Below are 15,172 nucleotides of genomic sequence, written 5' to 3' on the forward strand. Positions count from 1 at the left end.
GTGGTGGGGGATGATGCTGGCATGAACGGAAATCCGGAGCATCCTGCGGCGGAGCAGGCGTTCACCACATTCCGGCTGCCGGCACGGCCCCGTCAGTTGGCGCTGATTGTCGCGGCGTGCGTGGTTGTGCTGCTCGCGTTGTCGGAAGCCTCCACTGCGGCAGGGGTATTCACTGCCGGCAGTCCCGGCCCGATGCGGACCGCTGTCGTCATCAGTGTCGGGTACCTGGCCATCCGGGGTGTGCTCGCTGGACTGAGCCATTGGCATCGGCGCGGCCTCGGACCTGACATCGAGCGGATCGATTCGTAGCGTTTTCTGCAGCAACAGTGATGCTCGGTGGTTTCCAAGGTTGCTTGTAGCCTGCTGATATTCGGCGCGGGGAGCGCTGCAGTTATGGGGGAGTTGGTAGCGCATGAGTGGGCCGGACGCGGGCTGGGACCCGCAGCAGGGGTGGGGCAACAACCCGGGGAACACCCCGGCTCCTGGTGGAGGGCAGCCGGGTGTTCCTGCGCTGCCCGGGTATGGGGCGGGGCCGCAGGCGCCGCCGGCGCCGGGTTACGGCCATTTTCCGGGAGCGCCGCAGCAGTCACTGCAGGGTGCGCAGTGGGGTCCGTTCACGCCGCCGCGGCCGCGGCGGTCTCGTCGCAAGCTGGTGATCGGCGCGATCGCGGGTGTGGCGGTGCTGGCAGTGGCCGGCGGGGTTGTCGCGTATGTCGCCTGGCCCTCGAACTCCAACGCCACCGGTCCGTCAGGGCCGGCTGAGGCCCCGGTGCCCACGACCGCGTTGTCGCCGTCGACGGTGCGGCTGGTGCCGGGGTCGGTGCTGCCCACCGATCAGCAGGTGCAGCAGGCGACCCTGCTGGGGCTGAGCAAGCACGGGGACATCGACACCCGGGTGTATCCGGATAGCAAGGTCGATCCGGCGAGCTGCTCGATTGCGGGGTCCCCGGACAATGTGTCGGTGGTGGGCCAGGCGGTGTCGATGGCGGGCCTGGTGTACGCCGACCAGCCGGGCGATGATTACCGGTACTCGGCCTATGTGTCGGCGGCAGTGTTCGACACCGACGCGGGGGCGGCCGCGGGGTGGTCGAAAGTGGCCGATGCGCTGAAAGCGTGCACCACGGCGTACACGTTCCCCGATGCCTCGAAGCCGGGCGATCCTCCGCCCAGGCCGTGGACCATCTCGGAGGTGAAAACGCAGGACAAGCAGGTCACCTGGCTCAACACGCAGCAGCCCGATGCGACGCACACAACGCCATGGAAGTGCGGTCGCGCCGTGCGGGCGGCGGCCAACCTGTTGGTGACGGCGGTGTTGTGCAGTCAGAATCCGTCGGCGGGGCCGTCCAAGCTCATCGACGCGGTGATCACCAACGTCAACGCGAAGTGAATATGTCTGGGAATCAATGGGTCCCGCCGCAGCAGCCGCCCACGGGCCAGTATCCGGCGCAGTATCCGGGTGGTCCGCCGTGGCAGCCGGGGCTGGGGCCGGGGCGGTATCGGGGGCCGCTGATCATCGGCGGTGCGCTGATCGTGGCCGCGGCGATCGTGGCGACGGCGTTGGTGGCGACCAGGGACCCCGGTGGTGCATCCACTGCGCCGGCGGCCGCCGGCGGCAGCTCGGCGTCCTCGTCGACGTCGGCGCAAGTCACGACCAGCGCGGCGGCGGCGGGGCCGGTGTACCAGGTGGTGCCGCAGAGCACCCTGCCGTCGGCCGGCGACGTGTCGCGCCTGACCGGCATCACTTTCTCCAACCTCGGCGACCCCGTCGTGTCGCCGGGCCCCGACGCCCACACCACCCCGGCGTCGTGCGCGTTCGCCTCCGACTCGACCTCACAAACCACCTGGAAATCGGCGCGCGCCATGGCCGGGATGCGGTTCGTCGAGGGCACGGTCGACAGCTACAACTCGTCGGCCGGAGTCGGGCTGGCGGTGTTCACTGGGGCGGCCGATGCGGCGTCGTCGCTGTCGGTGGTGGCGGACTCGGTGCGCGGGTGTACGACGTTCACGGTGCCGGATTGGAACCCGAAGAATGCGCCGTCGACGTGGACGGTCGGCGATGTTGAGCGGGGTGATGACCGCATCACGTGGAGCACGACGGTCGGCAATGGGTGGGTGTGCCGGCGTTCCTATCGGGTCGTGGCCAATGTGGCCGCCAGTGCGGTGGTGTGCAGCGACAAGGCGCGCCCGGGCAGCCCGGTCGCGATGACGGAATTCGTGCTCGCCAAGGCCACCAAGGGGTGAGTTTTTGATGACTGGGCCTGGGTATCAACACAATTCGACGTATCCGCCGCCGTGGCCACCGGGGCATGGATACGGGCCGCCGGGGCCGCGGCGCTCGGTGCGGGGGCCGGTGATCATCGCCGTGGCCATCATCGCCACGGCGCTCATCGTGGCCGGTGTGCTGGTCGCCACCCGAAATTCGGGCGGGTCGTCAGCGACCGGGCCGGCCGCGAGCTCCACATCGTCGACGTCGTCAACGCCGACGCTCGTGCAGGTCGTTCCGGCCACGTTGCTGCCCACCGTCGATCAGGTGCGCCAAGCCACGTTGATCGACGTGAAGTACACCGGTGCCGTGAGCACCAAGGTGGTTGCCGATGCGCCGACGACGCCCGCCCAGTGTGCCCTGGCGAACGACGCGACTACCCAATCCGCTTGGGCGGCAGCGATTTCTGTCGCTTTTCAGCAGTTCGGTGACGGACCGAACTACGACAAGTCGATCAACTTCGGCGCAGCGTCGGTGGCCATCTTCGATACCCCGGCGGCCGCGGCCGACAGCCTGGCCAAGGTCAGTGACTCGGTTCATGGCTGCACCGGCTTCACCGTGAACCCTCGTGGCGGCACGCTGACATGGGCGGTGGGTGACATCGCGTCCCAGGATGACCGGATCACATGGACCGACACCCAGACGGGTGTGCGTGACCAGTGGAAGTGCTCGAAGTCGTACCGGCTGCTGGCCAACGCGGTGGCTTTCAGCACTGTGTGTACGTCTAATCCCGGTGACGGCCCGACGAAACTGACGGACCAGATCGCCGCCAACGCCACCAAACATCAATAGCGAGTGGAGTATTCGTGACCGGAAACGACAGCTTCGGCCCGTATCCCACCGGCGGGGGCCAGCCGCCGGCCGGAATGCCGGGGCCGCCTCAGTGGGCGCCACCTGGTGGTGGCCCGTGGGGGCCAGGGGCGCCGCCGCCGGCGCGGCGGCGGGGCAGCCGAGGGCTGCTGATCGCCGGGGCCGTGGCGGTCGTGATCGTCGCGATCGTGGTCGCCATCGTGGTGGTCACCCGCCAGTCGGCCACTGTGTCGAGTATCCGGACCTCGGAGTTCAAGACCGCCGTCCCGAGCTCGCTTCCCTCCAACGCGGCGCCGGCCAGGCCGTTCTACATGCTCGCTGACCCGGCCGATGCGCTGCCGACCGCCGATGAGGTCAAGACGGCCACGCTGATGGAGCTCACCCCGAACGGCACCCCGCGGACGACGTCGGGGCCCGACCATCCCACGAACCCGCCGGCGTGCTCGCTGGCGGCGTCGTCGACGACGCAGACGATGTGGGGCGGCGCGAGTCAGCTTGCCGGGCAGCAGTTCACGGACCCACACGGCAGCAGCACCATGGCGTGGGCCGGGCTGGCGTTCTGGCCTACGAGCGAGGCGGCGCAGGCGTCGCTGGACCGGCTGGCCGCCGCGGTTGCGGGGTGCGGGGCATTCACGCTGCTGGGTGTGGCGCCGAACCCGGACACCAAGTGGACGACCAGCGACATTCGCCGTGGTGATCACCGGATCGGGTTCACGACCACCCTCGCGGCCGAGGACAACGGCGGCACGCCGTGGAAATGCGTGCAGGACTACCACGTTGAGGACAACGTGTCGGTGACGGCGAGGATGTGCTCGCCGAACCCGTCCAGCGCGGCGGCAGCGCTTTCTGATGTGGTGATGGGCAAGGCCACCAAACACTAGAAGCTCCGAGCTGGCTGGGCGTCCGATTGTCGATATGGTTTCGTGCGCGTCGAGGTATTCACCCGGGAACAGCACGAGACAACGCCTTGTACGCCGGCTGGGAAATACTCCGTTCGGCCGACAGCTTTTTGCGCCGCGACCAGGGTCGGATCGCTAGTCTTAGCGCCGTAGCGGGACGGCCAGGCGGTGTTGGCATCCTTCGGCGAGAGTAGGCGGGCGGGGGCAATCATGGCTAGTCATCGCACTTCTCAAGGTTCCGGACGCGGGGTGGGTCGTCACCGCTCCAGGCGCCCACGACGCCAGCCGTATGGATGGCTCGGGGTTGGCGCGATCACCGTAGGTATGGGTGCGGCGATGGCATCAGGCGCAGCCGTCGCCCATGCTGACGGGGCGTCGGCGACGGCCGCACCTCACACCAGTTCGACCTCGACCGGTTCACCATCTCCGAGCAGCCCTTCGACAACCGGCCCGAGTTCGACAACCGCTCGGGCCGCCACCAACTCATCGACCAGGTCGACGACACCCTCAACGACGACCGCTGTGCCGGACGTGGTGTCAGTGCGTACCCCGAAACCTAAGTCGACGGCGAGCATTCACAAAAACGCATCTGCGACCGCCATCCAGGCTCCCAAGTTGCCTGAGGCGTCGACGGTTACGAATTCCCCGTCGAGCGTTCACACTGCGGCGGCCCCAGTTTCACCACCACGCGCTGATGTGAGACCGCCGGCGCAAAGCGTCAAGACTGTCCCGATAGCCACGGCTGCTGTTGTGACGCCACAGTCATCCCCACCGGCGGCCGGCAAAGCTGTTACAGCCAATGTCTCTACCCCATCGGCATCGTCCGCGCCGGCCGTCGTGTCCGCGGTATCAGTTCAACCGGGCACAGGCGTTCCGCCGGCGCCTACCGAGGCTGTGGCACTACTGGCCACTGTGACTGCTGGCGCTACGCGCCAAACACCCACCGCCACAACGGCATTGGCCGTAACCACCAGCGGTCAAACGGCAAGCGGGACTGGTGCGGCACCCGTATCGGCGACGACCGCGGCAGCTGCCCCGACTGTCACCACCACCATTCCCGTCGGTCAAGGCGCGTATGGGGTGGCGGTCAGCCCCAACGGCAGCACTGCCTACGTCACCAACGTCGGCGGCGGGACGGTGTCGGTGATCGATACCTCCACCAACGACGTCACGGCTACCATCCCGGTCGGCTACGGCGCGTACGCGGTGGCGGTCAGCCCCAGCGGCAGCACCGCCTATGTGACTAACACACACAGCGGCACGGTGTCGGTGATCAGCACCGCCACCAACACCGTGACCACCACCATCCCCGTCGGCAACGGCCCGCAGAATGTGGCGTTCAGCCCCAACGGCGCGACCGCCTACGTGGCCAACACCTACGACGGCACGGTCTCGGTGATCAATACCTCCACCAACGCCGTCACCACCACCATCCCCGTGGGCCAAGCCCCCTTCGGCGTGGCGTTCAGCCCCGATGGCAGCACCGCCTACGTGACTAACACAAACAGCGACACGGTGTCGGTGATCAGCACTGCCACCAACGCCGTCACCACCACCATCCCCGCCGCCGGGGCATACGGGGTGGCGGTCAGCCCCAGCGGCACCACGGCGTATGTCACCAACGTGAACGGCGGCACGGTGTCGGTGATCAGCACCGCCACCAACACGGTGACCACCACCATCGCGGTCGGCCAAGGCCCGTGGAATGAGGTCGCCGTCAGCCCCGATGGCGCCACCGCCTACGTGACCAACTACGGCAGCAACACGGTGTCGGTGATCAATACCGCCACCAACACCGTGACCACCACCATCGCGGTCGGCCAAGGCCCACAGAATGTGGCGTTCAGCCCCAACGGCACCACCGCCTACGTCGTGAACCGCGGCAGCGGCGGCAACGGCACGGTGTCGGTGATCAGCACCGGTTACACCGGAACAGGCACCGGCACGGGTTCGGGAACGGGAACCGGCACGGGTTCGGGAACGGGAACCGGCACGGGTTCGGGAACGGGAACCGGCACGGGTTCGGGAACGGGTGGAACGTCCTCCGGCAACGATATTGCCCACGCCTGGATCGATTCGCTCGGCACCATCGCGGACGACCTGCATCTCGGGGTGATCGGCCCAGCACTGCACCTGGCCAACATCTACGACGACCTCTACCGAGGCGACTACCGCGGCGCACTGTTCGATACATCAGAACTGATCGCAGGAGGCCTTGAAAGCAGCCATATCCCGGTCGTCTCGGCCTTCGGAGTCCTGATCGACGTATGGGCGCAGGCCATACAACAAGCCGCCAAAACAGCCCCGTCCGACCCATCAGTGGTCTTCTTCTACGTCATCCAGCATCCGATCAGCGCCTTCGGGGGAGCCGTCAGCGCGGTCTTCGACGTCGCCGGCAACACGATCGGCCACATGGTCGGCCTTCCCCAACCTTTGATTGACGGCCTCGTACAACCTGCGGTGCAGGGGATCAACGACGGCTCCGACACCCTTCAGAACCTCGCCGACACCGCTGTCAACGGCGCCGAACAGGTCGTTCAGAACGTCGTCAACACAGCGGGGAACGCATTTAACAACATCGCTCACGGACGGCCGCCCTGGCAGAACTGACGACGCCACGTGGACGGTGACCTCCCAGATTCACGGTCAAGTCCGCGTCCGCTGCCGAACCGAATCGCGACATCGCCACGCCCGCAAGCACACTCGTCTATGTGCGCTACGGACGGTGAGCCGTTCTCGGGACAGTTTCTGTTTTGGGGTGCAGCGAAACCATGACGGCGGCTGCGACGATCTGGGTCATGAACGCGGAAAGGGTTGTTGCGCCGTTCCGGGAATCGGTGCGCGGGTTGCTCTCTCGGGTAGATCTTGCTGAGGTCGATCGTGTCCTGCTGAGTGCTATCGGAGGCAAGGTGGACCGGCTGGTCGTCGGGTATGCGGCGGTGGATGATCCGGCTGCGGTGATCGCGTTGGCTCAGGAAATGGACCGATTACACAGTGAGGTCGCCACCATCACCGCTGGGTACCGGCGCAGCTGACCAAGAGAAGCCACTGGCGTCGTCGAGTTCTCGGGTGCTGTCGGGTGGTGCGGTGGCTGTGAATGCTGGCTCGTGTCGCTGGGGCGTGGGACCCTGCAGTAGAGACCAGGAGGGGGATTCTGTGGCCGACCCGGACATGGTGAAGCTGTCGGACGCCGCGCAGGCCTGTGGCATCCCGGCGGACATCCTGAAACTGATGGCCGGCGACGGGCTGCTGCCGCAGGCAGTCCGCGGCCGGGCCGGGCACATCTACTTCCCGGCAGCGGATGTTCCGACATGGACCGAGTGCGTGAGAGTGCTTGAGGAGCAACGCGATCGGCATCTGCGCAATATGAGCTCGTCGCTGCGTCGGTTGGAGACCGAACTCGAAGCGGTCCGCAACGACATCACCGAGGCCCGGGAAAACCCGCGCCAGGCGCTGGGGGTGGACATGATGAGTTTCGGGCACTGGATGCACGATCGGGTGGCGTCGGCGATGGCCGGCCGGCCGGTGGTGACCAGCATCCTCGAGAAGTTCACCACCGAGCGGATGTCGATGCAGCTGTACCACGATGCCTACCTTGATGCGGTGGCCTCGCATGGCCGGCCGTTGCCTGGCGACCTCACCGAAGCCCCGGCGGTGACGCCGTGAGAATCCGGATTGAGTTTTCCCGGCCGTACCGGGCGATGCGGTGCACGTTCTGCGACGCGACCCTGCACCAGGGGCGCCGTGGGTGGCCTAGTTGGGTCAGCGAGCTCGTCGGTCGGTACCGGTTCTGGCGGCACGCGCGCACCGCCGAGCATCGACACAATCGGCCCACCGGCGAGCTGGCGCCGGCGCCGGTGCTCGACCCGGAGGCCTTCGCGGCGGCGTGTGAACGGCGTGTGGGAGGAGGTGGCCTGTGGTGAAGAAAAAGGCGAAGAAGAGTCCGCGGCGGTGGATGCAGTACTGGCACGGGCTGGGTCGATGCCCAGACCCGCTGGCGGTGCAGGAGATCGAAACTGCGGAGATGCTTGGCTTGCCGATCAGGCCCGGGGTGCCGCCGGAGTGCCGCGAATACGTGTATGCGAGCCCGTCGTGGGAGGTGGCTGCGGCGTTCAGTGTGCTCAGTGGTGGGCGGGCAGTGTGCGAGGTCAAGCCCGGTGCATTGCAGGTCGAGGCCGATACGGATTTTCCGACGCTCGGTGTGCGATTCCACGGGCCGGTGAAGGTCGCGTCGGTGAAGGTGCTCGGCGATGCTGAATTGCCGTGTGCGCGCCAGGTCATCGAGACATTGGCGTGCGATTATCTGTGGACCGACAGCAGTCCGCAGTACGGGCGGGACGGGTATTTGCGGACGCCACCCAAGGCTCGGGAGCGCGGCTATGTTGACGAGGATTTCCGTTGGCTGGGCCGCTGGTTTCCGTTCCAGTTTCTCTATCAACAAGCTGATGGGACCCAGCTTGTTTTCGACGAGGACGCCCGGACGTACGTGATGTTTCCGCCTGGCCATCCCGACTTGAAAGGTCGGCGGCGCGTGCCGTTAGGAACGCTCGAACACACGTGGCGCAGGCCCGGTGTCTTTCCTCATCAGCGCGACTTGATGCGGGTGGCCGGTGAGCGACTGGAGGCAAACGATCCCACCGTGGGGCCTGTGCCGGCGCCGTGGGATTGGTAGCCGAAACACGTTCCGGGGGTTGAGGCGACATTGACGGGTGATCGGTGATTCCTGTTGTGGTACTTGACGAATAACACACTGCCGGTTGCGTGGCGTGCTCGTGTGGGTCGCCTACCGTGAGCGCCGTGCAGATGCCTGACGACGAGGACGACGGGTGGAGTGTGCCGCCACCTCCGCTGGTGACTCCTCGCTTGGTGCAGCGGCGCCGGCGTGCCTGGCCCCGGCCGTCGGTGAGGTTGGTGGGGGCGGTCGCCGCGGTCGCCCTGGTGATCGCCGGCGTGGTGGGGTTCGTGGTGCTGCGGTCCGGTTCGCCGTCACGTGACCGGGCGCCGGAGGCAGCGGGTCCGACTGTGGATGCAGCCGCGGCCGCGGCCCTGCGGCAGGTGCTGCCACGCGGGTACAGCGACCAGAACTGCCACCCGGCGCCCGGGCCGGTGGCCTGGGCGACCGCGACCGTGGCGTGCGACCGAGTTGACGACGTGACGGCATCGTTCGCGCTGATCCCCGACCAGCGGGCCCTGGGAGCGTCGATCGGGACGGTGACCGCCGGCGGCGGAGTGGTGCTGTGCCCGGGCCGGATACAGTCGCCGGGGCCATGGCGCCGCGGCGGTCTCACTCAACCGGTGCGCGGCACCCTGGTGTGCGCTACCCCAGCCGGCGGGCCGGTGCTGGCGTGGACCGACACCGACAAGCACCTGCTGGCCATCGTGCACGGCAAGACGTTGGAGCAGCTCTACAGCTGGTGGGTCACCAAAGCCTGAGATGCTGCCGCCGGAGTGAGTGCAGGCGCTGTGCGCCGCAGTCGAAGGGCAGCCGCCGCGCGCTGCCGACGTTGCCCCACGTATCGCTGTGATCGACCGACTTGTGGTCAGGCGGGTTTGTGTCGGATAACCCATCCGTGTGCAGACAGCAGCGCCGAGACGATCGCCCGAATCTGTTCGGTGTCGATCAGCGTGAAGTCTGGCCACCAGTCCAGCGTCCGGCCTGCTCCGCCGGACAGGCCGACACATCCATCGCACGTGATCACCCTGAATGTTGCGTCCTCGTACCAGATTTCGGTGCTGTATTCGTTGGGTGCTCGACCTGAAATCTCGACCCGCAGGGGTGTGGTGCAGATGGTGGCAGCGGCGGCGGCGCCGGCGAGGCTTTCGATTTCGGCTCGGAGCCGCGCCAGCGCGTCGGCCGCTGTGGCTTCATGGAGCGTCATCGCCCGGGGTTCTCCTTGTGCCAGTTGCTGGTTGGCGGGTGTGGCGGTCAGGTGCGGGATGGTGCGGTCCGGGTGCGGGCGGCCAGCAGCGACAGTTCTGCGAGTTGGGCTAGCAGTCCGTCGAGGACGTCGCGGGGGAGTGCGGTGGCGTCCAGGTCCAGGGTGACGTTGACGGTTCCGGCAGGCCCGAAGTCGAAGACGATGTCGCCGGCGGACCTGGTGTCGCCGGCGAGGAGATTGAGGGCGGCGGCCAGCGGGGCGGGGTCCCAGGTGTGGGGCAGGTCGGGCTGGTTCATCGGGTCGCGGGTGGGGTGTGGCGGGCGAGAAGTTCGGCGCCGGCGGGGGTGATCTCGACGACGGCGCGCCAACCGGGGTCGGTGGGTTCGAGGTGCTCGGGGAGGATGTAGGTGGTTTTCTCGCCGGTGATGCTTGTGCGCTCAACGGTTTTGGCGGGCACCGTGGTGGTGGGAAGTAGGTCGTGGCGGACGGTGATCCAGCCGCGCTCCTCCAGGGATTGCCAGGTGGCGTGTTCGGCGCCGTAGATGTCGTGGCCGTCGACGAGGAAGGTCTTGAGTGCGGTGTGGCGGCCGCGGGCGGCGGCGTGACGGTCCCTGGCTGGGTATTCGCTGCCGTATTGGGCGCGGCCGGCGGCGGCGATCGCCAGCGCCTTGAGTTGGGCGTTGGTGGGGTGCCGGCGAACGGTGGCGGTGGTCATGAGGCGGTCTCCGGGGCATGTGGGTTGTGGGCTTGGCGGAAGTCGACGCCGAGGCTGCGTTTGTCGTGGGCGGCACCCTTGGCGCAGGTTGCCATGTGCCCGGACCAGATGAGCTCGCCGGCGACGATCACTTCGCGGTACACGAAGCAGCGGTGCTCGCAGTAGCGGCAGTACGCTCCGGCCATCGATCGCGTCCCTTCGTGGGCTCGGGGGTGTGCTCTGGGTCCGATCATGCCCGTTGGGTCGGACACGATGGGTCATCATGCGTTGGGCGATGCCGGGTTGCCGGCGTGAGCAGTTGCTTGAGCTCGACCACGGCGACCACCACAAAGACATTGCTCGTGGTGTCGTCGTTGTGGGTGACAATCAGGCTTGCGCAACTGGTGGGAGGCAAGCGTGGCGGAACTGAACGTCAATCCGGTCGACCTGTTGGGGGTCGCTGACGCCTACACACAGTTGGCCGCCAGCGCGGCGCTCATCTCGCCGCAGGCCGTCTCGGAGGTGCAGCAGATCGCCGGAACACATGGCGTGATGGGCTATCCGGTCGCTGTCGGCGTAGTCGCGGGCTTGGCGAAAGCTGAGGGGCCACTGCAGGGAAAGATCGACGATTTCACCACCTACGCGCAACGGTTCACCGAACACGCCGATGTGTACACCACCACCGACGCTGATGGCGCCGGCGCATACGACGCGCTGAACTTCGGTGACGGTGATGCCCCAAAGGACCCCGACGGCCACATTCAAGCGGCCGATTTCGACAAGAACCATGCACCAGTCCCATTGCGGCCGTTCGACGAAATCAAGGAAATTCCGCGCTGGACCGACAAAGAGCTCTACCCGCACGACCCCTCCGCCGCGGACATCCACCAGGACGGCCTCGGAGACTGCTACCTCGCCGCGACGATGGGCGCTGTCGCACACGCCAACCCGCAGTGGATCAAAGACCGCATCCACTACAACGAACAGACCACCAACTTCGACGTCACCCTCTGGAATGGCCATGAATGGCAAAAGATTTCAGTGACGCAACAAGACATTCAGACCAACATCGACCACCACGGCGCGAGCTGGCTCGACAACGGCGCACCGCGCGCCCCTGTGTGGCCCAGCGTGCTCGAGGACGCCTACGCCAAGATGAACCACCCCAACGACAACCTCGGCCACGCCCTCGATCAGGGCATCGGCCAAGGGGGTAATGCCCCTGACGCGATGCAAGCACTGACCGGAAACCGCGGGATAGAGATCGACCCCGAACAAGTCTGGTGGACAAGGGAACACCTCGATCAAAGCATCAGCCAAGCCTTGACCAATCACCAACCGGTGACGGTCTCGACGACCACCGATGCGACCCTTCCACTCGTCGCCCCGCACTCCTACATCGTCGAAGGCATCACCGGCTCCGGCAGCGATGCCCAGCTGACCCTGCGCAACCCATGGGAATCCAACCCTGGCGACCCGAAAAACCCCATGGTCACCGTCAGATTGGGTGACGTTATCGGCTCGGGGCTCACCGGGAAACTGGACGGATTCGGCCACCATCCTTTATCCAGAGTGAACATTGGAGAACTGGGCAAATGAACCGCTCGACAAAGCTCCGGGTGACGGCGGCAGCAACATTCGCCGTCATCGGAGCCGCAGCCTATCTCGTCACCCAGTACGCGGCCGCGCAGAAACCGGCCTCGCTGAACACCTTGCCCACCTACCCGTTTGTCGGCTCGGCCTACTCGATCGACGACATCGCGCCGACCGACCGCACTCGCGCCGAGGCGCAGCTACGCCGAGCTGCCGGCAGTGTCGTAGACGGATACCAGCCCGTTGCCGAGCGGTTCATGGCGGTCAAGGGAGACTTCATCTGGGATGCGGTCCGCACCAGCGTTGGCGGCTACCTGGCCCGTGCCGGCTTCGATGTCCAGGACGCCGGCCAGCACCCCGGCCCCGGCGAAGACACTGCGTTCATCGTGTGGGAGCGAACCAACCGCCTGCAGCGCTTGGCCAACCCCGGCAAGGTCGTCGCGATTGGGCTGCACAGCCCGCAGCGTGGCGCGGCAGGCGATCAGAACGTGCACGTGTACGCCTACTTTGAACTCAGTCCGAGAAGCTGAGCGGGGTCAATCGAGTGCGGGTCGGTCTGTGCGCCTCAGCTCGTGGTTGTGAGTTTCCTCGTGATTTGTCGTAGGTGGAGGGGATGATCGGGGGCGTGAGCGTGCCAGACAGTGAGCAGGAGCTGCGCCGGCTTGAGGCCGAGTTACGGGCGGTGACCAAGACGCGGATGGACCTGGAGCGGGGGTTGGCGAACCCGGACGCGTTGCGGGCTGCGGCCAGCCGAGCGCATCGGGATCGTGACGCCGTGACTAGTCCACTGTTGGAGGAAGCCCGCCAGGGGATCGTTGAAGCCATCGGCTCGTTTCACGAGACGTGGCGGCATGTCGATAAGTGTGTTCGCCAGATGGAGCGTTTCGCCGACGTCATCGGCGAGGCACCGCCGCGGGTTCAGGAGTGCCGAGATGAGGTGATGGCTGTGGCGCCGCAAGTGCGGGAAGCGCGAGCGCGGATCGGGGCGCGGGTCTCTGCTGCCGGGCTGATCGGAGTGGTTCCCGGAGACGAGGTTGTCGATGGCCAAGGGTAAGTACAAGGCGCGCAAGGAAAACCGCGACGCGACACAGCTGGCGGAGGATTTGGCGCGTGTACGCGCGGAACTATTGGTCGAACAGCAGCGACTCGATGAGGTTCGAGGGCGGGCGGCGGTCGATCGGCAGCTTCGGGCGGCGCTGGCGACGGCGATCTCCGAGCGTGACGCTGTGTGTGCGCCTCAGATAGAACGAATCGCGGCTGATCGTGACGTGATCGTTGCGGCTACAAGGGATTTGGTGGCCGCCAATGAAGCGTTGCGCCACGCCGAGACGGTACTGAGATGGGCCTGGACTGCGCTTGGTCCGGAGATGGTGTACGCGCTGCTGACTGGAAATCGGGCGTTTCTGCTTGAGGGCATTGCCCATGATGGTTTGAGTCATGATGCGGCAGAGGTGATTCAGCGGGTGCGGGGGATTCGCAAGTACGATCCGGTGGATTTCACTGCCGAGCAGCGGCGGGCTTTGAGCAAAGCCGCGGCCGCGGCGGCTGGTATCGAGCTTGCCGTGGATACCTCGGATGATGACGACGCCGCATGGGCTGCCTATTCCGATCGGGTCAGGGCCGACCCTGCCGCGTTAATCGCGTTCATGACGCCGCTGCCGTGGTTGGACATCGCCAGTGATGGTGAGCATCCTGTCAGCCGGATGCTGGGTGGTAATCCTGAGGTCTCGGCGGTAACCGTCGACCCGGTGAAGTTTGTTCCGAGCGTTGCCGAGGTGTCCACGGGGACCGCAGCGGTGCGCGATGCCGTCACCGCGGCCGGGGCGACATCTGTGGCGAAAGCATGGTTGTCGACATTGCAGAACGGGATGGACAACGCCAGCGGCACGGCCGTGCCCTCGCTGGTGGCTGCCACCTCGGTGTACCCCTCGCCGGCGGACGCCGCCGCACTGCATGCCTGGTACGCCGCCGTGGCGATGGGTGCCTGGGGCCGGCGCCGATCAGTGACAGACGGGCGGGTGGCGGTAGCTGCCGGCGCCGCGGTGCCGTTCTGGCTGCCGCCAGGACACACCATCGCCTACCTCGATTCCGAACCGCTGTCCGACGAGGACGTCGACGATCTGAGGTTGCCGTTCTCCCAGGTGCTCGTGACCTTCGCCGAGCCCCCACGGCTGCCGGCGTTAGATAGCGGGGTGCTCGCTGAAGACGACCCGCGCTTGCAGTACATCGATCACACCTTGACGCGGATCGAAGGCAGCGAAGTCCCCGATAGCCGAGAGTTGATGATCGCCGGCACCAACGGGTTCACCGCCGAGCTGCCGACGCTGTGGGACGTCCTATCGGTGCGGGGCGCACACATCGAGGGAGTGCTGCTGCTGGCAGATGCACACGGGCATTTGGACGACCTCTTCGCGTGGTGTGTGGCGGTTCCGTCGACGACTGCGGGCACGGTGATGGGCCGGTGGGTGATCCCGGCCTCGAGGTCCGCGACGAGCTACGCGAATCTGGTAACGAACGCCGCGGCGGTGGCCGCCTGGGCGGATTGGCATCGGCCAGGGCAGTCGCGTGATGCAGAGGACCAGGGGCCCCGCGGCGGTGCCGGCCGGCCGGGGCGGCAGGGCCCCGAGGACTCGGTGCACGTGCTCAATGTTTCCGCTACGAGCGCGGCTGCAGACGCAGCGGGCAAAGGTGAACCGACGGGCCGTACAACGGCCCCTCACCGCCGGCGGGGACATTGGCGGCGCCAGCATTATGGGCCCGGTCGTGCTCAGGTCCGGCGGGTCAGGATTGCGCCGGTGCTGGTCAACGCCGGCCGGAGGGGCTCGGGGCGACCGCAAATCTATCGGCTCCCAGCCCCGACGCGTTCCGGTGCCTCGACGACCTGAGCTCCTTCGCCGGCCCCGCGGAACCTGTAACCAGCCGGTCGGACCAGGCCGGCACCGACACCACCTCCCCACCCGGCACCGACACCACCTCCCCACCCGGCACCGACACCACCTCCCCACCCGGCACCGACACCACCTCCCCACCCGGC

The 15,172-nt window shown here is 66.9% G+C and carries 21 protein-coding genes; 15 read left to right on the plus strand and 6 right to left on the minus strand.

Annotation, left to right across the window (positions count from 1 at the left end; genetic code table 11):
• Positions 1–21 precede the first annotated feature (21 nt).
• The 5 genes from ACJH6I_RS27675 (at position 22) to ACJH6I_RS27695 (ending at position 3,954) form a co-directional block, all read left to right on the plus strand.
• Positions 22–309 carry a hypothetical protein gene (locus tag ACJH6I_RS27675; RefSeq protein WP_406784894.1) on the plus strand — a complete coding sequence of 96 codons (288 nt, stop codon included), beginning with the start codon at positions 22–24 and terminating at the stop codon, positions 307–309.
• A gap of 103 nt (positions 310–412) precedes the next feature.
• Positions 413–1,387, plus strand: coding sequence for a sensor domain-containing protein (locus tag ACJH6I_RS27680; protein WP_406784895.1), 975 nt, complete (start codon positions 413–415; stop codon positions 1,385–1,387).
• Positions 1,388–1,389: 2 nt separating this feature from the next.
• The gene (locus tag ACJH6I_RS27685; protein ID WP_406784896.1) at positions 1,390–2,241 is read left to right on the plus strand and encodes a sensor domain-containing protein; all 852 of its coding nucleotides are present in this window, start codon (positions 1,390–1,392) and stop codon (positions 2,239–2,241) included.
• 7 nt (positions 2,242–2,248) lie between these two features.
• Positions 2,249–3,055 carry a sensor domain-containing protein gene (locus ACJH6I_RS27690; protein ID WP_406784897.1) on the plus strand — a complete coding sequence of 269 codons (807 nt, stop codon included), beginning with the start codon at positions 2,249–2,251 and terminating at the stop codon, positions 3,053–3,055.
• 14 nt (positions 3,056–3,069) lie between these two features.
• The gene (locus ACJH6I_RS27695; protein WP_406784898.1) at positions 3,070–3,954 is read left to right on the plus strand and encodes a sensor domain-containing protein; all 885 of its coding nucleotides are present in this window, start codon (positions 3,070–3,072) and stop codon (positions 3,952–3,954) included.
• 410 nt (positions 3,955–4,364) lie between these two features.
• Here the strand turns inward: ACJH6I_RS27695 and ACJH6I_RS27700 are convergent, their stop codons facing one another.
• Positions 4,365–4,547, minus strand: coding sequence for a hypothetical protein (locus ACJH6I_RS27700; protein ID WP_406784899.1), 183 nt, complete (start codon positions 4,545–4,547; stop codon positions 4,365–4,367).
• 505 nt (positions 4,548–5,052) lie between these two features.
• On the opposite strand from ACJH6I_RS27700, the gene ACJH6I_RS27705 reads away from it, so the two are divergent.
• The 6 genes from ACJH6I_RS27705 to ACJH6I_RS27730 all read left to right on the plus strand — a co-directional run bounded on the left by ACJH6I_RS27705 (position 5,053) and on the right by ACJH6I_RS27730 (position 9,405).
• Positions 5,053–6,582 carry a beta-propeller fold lactonase family protein gene (locus ACJH6I_RS27705; protein WP_406784900.1) on the plus strand — a complete coding sequence of 510 codons (1,530 nt, stop codon included), beginning with the start codon at positions 5,053–5,055 and terminating at the stop codon, positions 6,580–6,582.
• A gap of 161 nt (positions 6,583–6,743) precedes the next feature.
• A complete protein-coding gene (locus ACJH6I_RS27710; RefSeq protein WP_406784901.1) occupies positions 6,744–7,007 on the plus strand; it encodes a hypothetical protein in 264 nt (87 codons plus the stop codon).
• Positions 7,008–7,128: 121 nt separating this feature from the next.
• On the plus strand, positions 7,129–7,638 hold the full coding sequence (locus ACJH6I_RS27715; RefSeq protein ID WP_406784902.1) for a DNA-binding protein: 510 nt from the start codon (positions 7,129–7,131) through the stop codon (positions 7,636–7,638).
• Positions 7,635–7,895, plus strand: coding sequence for a hypothetical protein (locus ACJH6I_RS27720; RefSeq protein ID WP_406784903.1), 261 nt, complete (start codon positions 7,635–7,637; stop codon positions 7,893–7,895). Before ACJH6I_RS27715 ends, ACJH6I_RS27720 begins: the two co-directional genes overlap by 4 nt.
• Positions 7,892–8,644 carry a hypothetical protein gene (locus ACJH6I_RS27725; RefSeq protein ID WP_406784904.1) on the plus strand — a complete coding sequence of 251 codons (753 nt, stop codon included), beginning with the start codon at positions 7,892–7,894 and terminating at the stop codon, positions 8,642–8,644. The genes ACJH6I_RS27720 and ACJH6I_RS27725 overlap by 4 nt, the downstream gene beginning before the upstream one ends.
• A gap of 125 nt (positions 8,645–8,769) precedes the next feature.
• Entirely contained in the window at positions 8,770–9,405 is a 636-nt protein-coding gene (locus ACJH6I_RS27730; RefSeq protein ID WP_406784905.1) for a hypothetical protein, read from the plus strand.
• 107 nt (positions 9,406–9,512) lie between these two features.
• Here ACJH6I_RS27730 and ACJH6I_RS27735 read toward each other — a convergent pair whose 3' ends face one another.
• The 4 genes from ACJH6I_RS27735 to ACJH6I_RS27750 are packed head-to-tail and all read right to left on the minus strand — an operon-like array spanning position 9,513 to position 10,751.
• A complete protein-coding gene (locus ACJH6I_RS27735) occupies positions 9,513–9,851 on the minus strand; it encodes a hypothetical protein (RefSeq protein ID WP_406784906.1) in 339 nt (112 codons plus the stop codon).
• Positions 9,852–9,898: 47 nt separating this feature from the next.
• On the minus strand, positions 9,899–10,147 hold the full coding sequence (locus ACJH6I_RS27740; RefSeq protein WP_406784907.1) for a hypothetical protein: 249 nt from the start codon (positions 10,145–10,147) through the stop codon (positions 9,899–9,901).
• Complete coding sequence (locus ACJH6I_RS27745) at positions 10,144–10,566, minus strand: hypothetical protein (RefSeq protein ID WP_406784908.1); 423 nt, start codon at positions 10,564–10,566, stop codon at positions 10,144–10,146. The genes ACJH6I_RS27740 and ACJH6I_RS27745 overlap by 4 nt, the downstream gene beginning before the upstream one ends.
• Positions 10,563–10,751 carry a hypothetical protein gene (locus tag ACJH6I_RS27750; protein WP_406784909.1) on the minus strand — a complete coding sequence of 63 codons (189 nt, stop codon included), beginning with the start codon at positions 10,749–10,751 and terminating at the stop codon, positions 10,563–10,565. Before ACJH6I_RS27750 ends, ACJH6I_RS27745 begins: the two co-directional genes overlap by 4 nt.
• 211 nt (positions 10,752–10,962) lie before the next feature.
• Here ACJH6I_RS27750 and ACJH6I_RS27755 point away from each other — a divergent pair, with 211 nt between their 5' ends.
• The 3 genes from ACJH6I_RS27755 to ACJH6I_RS27765 all read left to right on the plus strand — a co-directional run bounded on the left by ACJH6I_RS27755 (position 10,963) and on the right by ACJH6I_RS27765 (position 13,192).
• Positions 10,963–12,144 (plus strand): C2 family cysteine protease, encoded by a 1,182-nt coding sequence (locus ACJH6I_RS27755; RefSeq protein WP_406784910.1) that lies wholly within the window; start codon positions 10,963–10,965, stop codon positions 12,142–12,144.
• The gene (locus ACJH6I_RS27760) at positions 12,141–12,668 is read left to right on the plus strand and encodes a hypothetical protein (RefSeq protein ID WP_406784911.1); all 528 of its coding nucleotides are present in this window, start codon (positions 12,141–12,143) and stop codon (positions 12,666–12,668) included. Before ACJH6I_RS27755 ends, ACJH6I_RS27760 begins: the two co-directional genes overlap by 4 nt.
• A gap of 95 nt (positions 12,669–12,763) precedes the next feature.
• On the plus strand, positions 12,764–13,192 hold the full coding sequence (locus ACJH6I_RS27765) for a hypothetical protein (RefSeq protein ID WP_406784913.1): 429 nt from the start codon (positions 12,764–12,766) through the stop codon (positions 13,190–13,192).
• Between the two features lie 70 nt (positions 13,193–13,262).
• Here ACJH6I_RS27765 and ACJH6I_RS27770 read toward each other — a convergent pair whose 3' ends face one another.
• Complete coding sequence (locus ACJH6I_RS27770) at positions 13,263–13,577, minus strand: hypothetical protein (protein WP_406784915.1); 315 nt, start codon at positions 13,575–13,577, stop codon at positions 13,263–13,265.
• A gap of 51 nt (positions 13,578–13,628) precedes the next feature.
• Between ACJH6I_RS27770 and ACJH6I_RS27775 the strand changes: the two genes are divergently transcribed.
• Positions 13,629–15,023: a hypothetical protein gene (locus ACJH6I_RS27775; RefSeq protein WP_406784916.1), complete on the plus strand. Its 1,395-nt coding sequence runs from the start codon at positions 13,629–13,631 to the stop codon at positions 15,021–15,023.
• Positions 15,024–15,172 lie beyond the last annotated feature (149 nt).

Origin of the sequence: Mycobacterium sp. SMC-13 (assembly GCF_045311035.1) — a bacterium.
Classification (GTDB): domain Bacteria; phylum Actinomycetota; class Actinomycetes; order Mycobacteriales; family Mycobacteriaceae; genus Mycobacterium.